This window comes from Sideroxydans sp. (assembly GCF_054604835.1).
In genome coordinates, this window is the sequence record NZ_JBTSFG010000004.1 from 296,353 (window position 1) to 303,263 (window position 6,911).

The following is a 6,911-nucleotide window of genomic DNA, read 5'->3' on the forward strand; positions in this document are numbered from 1 at the left end:
TTCATCTGCATGCCCGCTCCTACTCCCCGCCCCCATGCCCGTACGTCAGGGAATTTTGTCGCCTTCGCCACAAGCTTTTGCGCATGTCATGTGCAATTTGCAACAGGCAAACCCACAACGCAGAGTCAGGCACCCAATGAAACAACGGGTTAGACGTGCCGACCGGTCAGGCACGCGGCTTGCTGATAGTCAGGCGGACCTAACCGGAGGACATATTGTGGAACTACCCGTATTGAACAACACAGCAAGCGAAGCGCCCAAGGGCGGATGTTCCGAGGGATCGTGCGGCTCGACCGACGACCAGATGAACCACCTGCCGGATAGCATCCGCGACAAGGTGAAGAACCATCCCTGCTATTCCGAAGAAGCACACCATTACTTTGCGCGCATGCACGTCGCCGTCGCACCGGCCTGCAACATCCAGTGCCACTACTGCAACCGCAAATACGATTGCTCCAACGAATCGCGCCCCGGCGTGGTTTCCGAGGTGCTCAATCCGAAGCAGGCGGTGAAGAAGGTGATGGCCGTCGCGGCCACCATCCCGCAGATGACTGTGTTGGGCATCGCCGGCCCCGGCGACGCACTGGCCAATCCACAACGCACCTTCGACACTTTCCGCATGCTCAACGAGCAGGCACCGGACATCAAACTGTGCGTCTCCACCAACGGCCTGGCTTTGCCGGAGAACGTCGAAGAGATGTGCCAATACAACATCGACCACGTCACCATCACCATCAACTGTGTGGATCCGGACGTGGGCGCAAAGATCTATCCGTGGATCTTCTGGAACAACAAGCGCATCAAGGGTCGCGAAGGCGCAGCCATCCTCATCGAGCAACAACAGAAGGGGCTGGAGATGCTGGTCGCCAAGGGCGTGCTGGTCAAAGTGAACTCGGTGATGATCCCCGGCGTGAACGACAAGCATCTGGAAGAAGTGTCCCGCATCGTGAAGGCCAAGGGTGCGTTCCTGCACAACGTGATGCCGCTGATCTCGGAAGAGGAACACGGCACGTTCTACGGCCTCACCGGCCAGCGCGGTCCGACCAACGAAGAACTGCAGGAATTGCAGGACGCGTGTGCAGGCGACATGAACATGATGCGTCACTGCCGCCAGTGCCGCGCCGATGCGGTGGGCCTGCTGGGTGAAGATCGCGGTGCGGAATTCACGCTGGACAAGATCGAAGAGATGGACATCGATTACGCCGAGGCGATGAAGATGCGCGCCGAAGTGCACGCGGCCATCAACGAAGAACTGGAAAGCAAGCACAAGGCCAAGGAAACCAAGCTGGTCAGCATCGAAGGTCTGAAGAAAGAAGTCACCCGTCCGGTCTTGATGGCGGTCGCCACCAAGGGCGGCGGCGTCATCAACGAACACTTCGGTCATGCCGGCGAGTTCCTGATCTACGAAGCATCGAGCAACGGCGTGCGCTTCATCGGCCACCGCAAGACCACACCGTATTGCGAAGGCGGCGACACCTGCGGCGACGGCGAGAGCGCACTGGATGTGACCATCCGCGAACTCTCGGGTTGCGAAGTGGTGTTGTGCAGCAAGGTCGGTTACGAACCTTGGGGCCCGCTGGAAGCTGCAGGCATCCAGCCCAACGGCGAACACGCGATGGAAGCCATCGAAGATGCAGTGCTGGCTGTCTATGAAGAGATGCGTGCCGCAGGCAAGCTGCAACCCAAAGCGGACACCACGCAAAAAGCGGCATAAAGGAGACCATCATGGCATTTGAGATCATCGAATCCTGCACCAACTGCTATGCCTGCGAACCGCTGTGCCCGAGCCAGGCGATCTATGAGGCGAAGCCACACTTCCTCATCGACCCGGACAAGTGCACCGAGTGCGCGGGCGATTTCGAAGAACCGCAGTGCGCGAGCATCTGCCCGATCGAAGGCGCGATCCTCAACGAAGACGGCGTGGAGCTCAACCCACCCGGTTCGCTGACCGGCATCCCGCCCGAGAAGCTGGCCGCTTAAGAGAATCATCATGGCCACCATCGTCTTCTACGAGAAACCCGGCTGCGGCAACAACACCAAACAGAAGGTGTGGCTGGCCGCGTCGGGTCACACCGTGTTGCCGAAGAATCTACTCATCGAAAAGTGGACAGCAGAGAAACTGCGTCCTTTCTTCGGTGAGATGCCTGTTGCTGAATGGTTCAATCAAGCAGCGCCCAGCGTGAAGTCGGGCGAGATCGATCCGGCTGCTTACACTGCAGAAGAAGCACTGGCGATGATGGTGGAACAACCGCTGCTCATCCGGCGCCCCTTGATGGAAGTGGAAGGCGATCTGCGCGCCGGTTTCGATGCCCAAGCAGTGGATGCCTGGGTCGGCCTCAACGACACCCAGCCGAAGGACGAGCCCAGCTCGGGCTGTCACCGAACCGAACCTTGCCCGGCGCCGGATACCGTGACATGAACGCCACGCCGAATGCTGTTGAAGTCGCACCCGGCACGCACTGGATCGGCGCGCTCGATCCAAGCCTGCGCGAATTCGACATCATTCTGAAGACGGCGAACGGCACCACCTACAATTCCTATTGCGTGCGCGGCGACAACGGCGTGGCCATCATCGACACGGTGAAAGCTTCGCACGCGGGTGAATTCTTCACCCGACTGGAACAAGTCACACGCTACGACGAGATCAGCACCATCGTGCTGAACCATCTGGAACCGGACCACAGCGGCGCACTGCCGGAACTGATGCGGCGTGCACCGCAGGCCAAACTCTACATCTCCGCCAAAGCACAGCTGATGCTGAAGGCATTGGTGAAGACCGACGATCTGCAATTCAATGTGGTGGAAACGGGTGACCGCGTGGAACTCGGCGGACGCACGCTGCATTTCTTCAGCACGCCTTTCCTGCACTGGCCGGATACGCAATGCACGCTGGTGGAAGAACAGGGCATCCTGTTCAGCGGCGATGTGTTCGGCTGCCATTTCTGCGACCCGCGTCTGTTCAACGACAAGGTCGGCGATTTCCGTTTCTCCTTCGAGTATTACTACCAGCACATCATGCGGCCGTTCCGCGAACATGTGCTGGAAGCACTCGAACTGCTGGAGCCGCTGGCGCTGAAGACCATCGCCCCCGCGCACGGCCCCATCCTGCGCGATGCACCAAGAAGTTATCTGCAACGCTACAAACAACTGGCCGCCCCGCTGCTGCACAACGAGGTCGGCGCGAACGACAAATCATTGCTGGTGTTCTACATCTCCTCCTACGGCAACACCGCGCTGATGGCACAGGCCGTGGCCGAAGGTGCGGAGGCGGAAGAAGGCGTACGCGTCTCGCTATATGACCTGCAAGCCAGCGGCGGCCTTCCCTTCGTCGATCTGATCGAAGAAGCGGACGGTATCGCCATCGGCTCACCCACTATCAACGGCGACGCAGTGAAGCCGGTGTGGGACCTGCTGTCTTCGCTGGCCGTGATCAAGGTGCGCGACAAGTTAGGCGCATCGTTCGGTTCATACGGTTGGAGCGGCGAAGCAATCAACATGGTCGAAGACCGCCTGCGCGGATTGAAGCTGCGCGTGCCGGTCAAAGGCGTGCGCGCCAAACTGATCCCCAACGAAGAAGAGATGCAGCGTTGCCGCGATCTCGGCAAGCAACTCGCCCAACATCTGACCGGCAATCTGCAACGCCGCGTCATCTCCATGTCCGAACTACTTTCCCAGGAGTCATAGCATGCCCAAGGCCAACGTCACTTTCGAAAAACTCGGTGTCACCATCAGCGTACCAGCCGGTACACGCCTGATCGAGATCAGCGAAAAGGTCGGTGCCAGCATCACCTACGGTTGCCGCGAAGGCGAATGCGGCACCTGCATCATGAAGATCGTCTCCGGCATGGAACACATGAGCGAACGCTCGGTGCTGGAAGACAAAGTGCTGCAAGAGAACATGGCGGGCAGCAGCCACCGACTCGCCTGCCAAGCACAAGTATTGGGCGGCGATATCACCGTAAAGGCTTAAACGCCGAACACCATTTGCCACAGAGGACACAGAGCACACAGAGAAGACCACCACCTCACACCACAAGGACGCGTTCAATTTAAGAGAACGTCAGAATCAGGGCAACTGCAACTTTCTCTGTGACCTCTGTGTTCTCTGTGGCTGATTAAGGGGTGATTTTAATAATCAACAATAGGAGTAACAGCAATGCCTAACATCACTTTTTCCAGCCCTTTACACAAGGACAAGACCGTTTATGCAACAGCCGGCAGCCACACCATGACCGTGCTGAAATTGGCCAAGGACAACCACATCCCCATCGACTTCGGCTGTGAGAACGGCGAATGCGCGACTTGCTTGGTGAAAGTCACCAACCTGTCCAATAAAGGCCCGATGGCCGGCCCGCTGACAGACCGTGAGATCACCGTGCTGAAGCAGGAAGGCAAGATCACCGCCGCGCAGATCGACGCGATGAAGGTGAACGACGTTGTCACCAGCGAATGGCGTCTGGCTTGCCAGATGGTGTTGCGTGACGAAGACGTGCTGATCGAATACCCAAGCAAGTAATCATCAAGTAATGATCATCATGCAGCCCACCGTCATGACTACAACCAAAACACCACCGCAGCCGGAAGGCTTGTATGCGGAGTTGATGTCGCATGCGGCTGGGCTGCCCAATGATGAACTGTTCGCGCAACTGATCGCCAGCCAAACTGCCGGCATCGGCGCGCTACCACCCGGACTGGGTTTAAACGAAGAAGTGTTCGCCGCTCTGCTGGCGCGCCACTTCCCCAATATGCAACTCGTGGTCAGACGGACGACATCCGATTCCGCTGACCGTGAGTTGGAACACGAAGACGTACTCGCGCTGATTCTTGAACATCGCGCTGATCTCGACGTATCCGAGATATGGATGGCGGAGATCGTCACCACCGCCTGTATGGCAAGCGATCACCTGTGGCAGGATCTCGGCCTGTGGACAAGAAAATATCTGACCCAGTTGATGACGCAGAACTTCCCCACTCTGGCTGCAAAAAATACCCAGGACATGAAATGGAAGAAGTTCCTCTACAAGCAACTATGCGAAAAGGAAGAGATACGCGTCTGCCGCGCGCCGAGTTGCGAAGTGTGCGCGGATTACGCAAAGTGTTTCGGGCCGGAGGAGTAATGCGATCCGTAGGATGGGTGGAGCGCAGCGATACCCATCGTTTGGCTGATGATGATCAATGGGTATCGCGTTGCTCCACCCATCCTACAACTGCCACTAGCCACAGAGTTCACAGAGCACACAGAGAGAACGGCGCGATGTCTTTCTCTGTGGCCTCTGTGTTCTCTGTGGCTATTATTTTGCTTTTGAATCTCACTTCATGACCACCACCGACCGCGCCATCGCCGCCTACCTCGGCCTCGCCATCGGCGATGCGCTGGGTGCGACGGTGGAGTTCATGACGCCGCGCGAGATCAAAGCGCAATACGGCGTGCATGACAAACTGATCGGCGGCGGATGGCTGCATCTCAAACCCGGCCAAGTCACCGACGACACCACCATGTCGCTCGCACTCGGCACCTCCATCCTCAAAGCAGGCAAGGTCGATGCACATGCTGCCGCGCAAGCCTTCGACGACTGGATGCGCGGCAAGCCGGTGGACATCGGCAACACCGTGCGCCGCAACCTGCTGCAATTCCGCAAGACCGGCAATCCCGAAGCGCCCTACTCCGACCACGATGCCGGCAACGGCGCAGCGATGCGCGTGCTACCCGTCGCGCTCGCTACCTTCGGCCAGAGCGAAGACGAAGTGCGCGCCGCCTGTCGCGCGCAAGCGCATGTCACCCATCACTGCGCGCTGTCGGATGCAGCCTGCGAATGCTTAGTGCTGATGGTGCAAGACGCACTGCGCGGCGCAAGCAAGAACGACCTGCTACACAAATACGCCCACCCCCTCGCGCAACAACAAACCTTGTTCAAGTTTCGCGCCATCAAACCCGCCTCCAATCCCAGCGGCTATATCGCCGACACCATGCCCGCCGTATTCCAGAGTTTCTTTGACACTGACGATTTGCACGATTGCCTGATCGACGTAGTCAATCGCGGCGGCGATGCCGACACCACTGGCGCCATCGCAGGCATGCTGGCGGGAGCGATGTATGGCACAGAATCTATTCCTGATGATTGGCTGAAAGGGATGGATGCCAACACCCGCACTTTGTGTGAGATGCAGGCGCAGGCTTTGTTGATGACCATCCCGCAGTCGCTGTAAATGATGGCTTTGCGACGAGGAGGAATCATGGGTAGACTTCGCCAGTCAGTCCGCAATAGACATTAAAGCGCACCTCGATATTTTGTGAAAATCAGACCGGTGCGGCCGTCAAATAACTCTTAGGTCTAGCCATATGGACATCAAGGATCTTGCAGGAATAAGTGAACCATTGAAGCGCCTGATTGAAGTAATTTCAGGCGGCATTGGTTCCATTTCAAGACCATACCTCATAAGAAAAACAGCAGATGCCAAAGCCTACGAGATAAAGGCCATTGCGCAGGCAATGGCTGAAACCCAAAAGCTACTTACAAACTCAGAATATGAAGATGGCAAGGTCAAAGTCATTTCGCCCGATACTCAGCCGGATGATATGCCTACGCTGTCAAATCGTGTAACAGCACGCCTACAACATCAGGAGCTTCATCAACAACAAAATATTGAGGCTGTTTGCTCTAATGCAGCTGAAGAACTCGCACAGGACGACTCCGTACCGGAAGAAAAGCCAGAGCCAGAATGGGTATCGCGTTTCATTGACATATCCTCTGGAATTTCTACTGACGAACTCCAACAACTGTGGGGAGGGTGTCCGGAATTTTGTGTAAACGGGGTTTCTCTACTGCTGCGACATCCGTTCCTCGAACTGGATGGTAAACCGGTTTAGCGCAGACTTCCAATCTCGGATCGGCATCGTCCACTTCTTGCTG

Annotated in this window: 8 protein-coding genes and 1 pseudogene; all 9 read left to right on the forward strand. The window is 57.2% G+C overall.

Annotated elements, in window-relative coordinates:
• The first annotated feature begins 217 nt into the window (after positions 1-217).
• Entirely contained in the window at positions 218-1,714 is a 1,497-nt protein-coding gene (gene nifB / locus ACYCZ5_RS08950; protein ID WP_461544451.1) for a nitrogenase cofactor biosynthesis protein NifB, read from the forward strand.
• 11 nt (positions 1,715-1,725) lie between these two features.
• Entirely contained in the window at positions 1,726-1,980 is a 255-nt protein-coding gene (locus ACYCZ5_RS08955) for a 4Fe-4S binding protein (RefSeq protein WP_461544452.1), read from the forward strand.
• 10 nt (positions 1,981-1,990) lie between these two features.
• On the forward strand, positions 1,991-2,419 hold the full coding sequence (locus ACYCZ5_RS08960; RefSeq protein ID WP_461544453.1) for an ArsC/Spx/MgsR family protein: 429 nt from the start codon (positions 1,991-1,993) through the stop codon (positions 2,417-2,419).
• Positions 2,416-3,684 carry an FprA family A-type flavoprotein gene (locus tag ACYCZ5_RS08965; RefSeq protein ID WP_461544454.1) on the forward strand — a complete coding sequence of 423 codons (1,269 nt, stop codon included), beginning with the start codon at positions 2,416-2,418 and terminating at the stop codon, positions 3,682-3,684. Before ACYCZ5_RS08960 ends, ACYCZ5_RS08965 begins: the two co-directional genes overlap by 4 nt.
• Before the next feature lies 1 nt (position 3,685).
• Positions 3,686-3,970 (forward strand): 2Fe-2S iron-sulfur cluster-binding protein, encoded by a 285-nt coding sequence (locus ACYCZ5_RS08970; protein ID WP_461544455.1) that lies wholly within the window; start codon positions 3,686-3,688, stop codon positions 3,968-3,970.
• Between the two features lie 186 nt (positions 3,971-4,156).
• The gene (locus tag ACYCZ5_RS08975) at positions 4,157-4,516 is read left to right on the forward strand and encodes a 2Fe-2S iron-sulfur cluster-binding protein (protein ID WP_461544456.1); all 360 of its coding nucleotides are present in this window, start codon (positions 4,157-4,159) and stop codon (positions 4,514-4,516) included.
• 34 nt (positions 4,517-4,550) lie between these two features.
• Entirely contained in the window at positions 4,551-5,117 is a 567-nt protein-coding gene (locus ACYCZ5_RS08980; RefSeq protein ID WP_461544457.1) for a nitrogen fixation protein NifQ, read from the forward strand.
• 199 nt (positions 5,118-5,316) lie between these two features.
• Positions 5,317-6,207 (forward strand): ADP-ribosyl-[dinitrogen reductase] hydrolase, encoded by an 891-nt coding sequence (draG, locus tag ACYCZ5_RS08985; protein WP_461544458.1) that lies wholly within the window; start codon positions 5,317-5,319, stop codon positions 6,205-6,207.
• A 370-nt stretch (positions 6,208-6,577) separates the two neighbouring features.
• Positions 6,578-6,775, forward strand: a pseudogene (locus tag ACYCZ5_RS08990) (DUF2806 domain-containing protein); the annotation flags it as partial.
• Positions 6,776-6,911 lie beyond the last annotated feature (136 nt).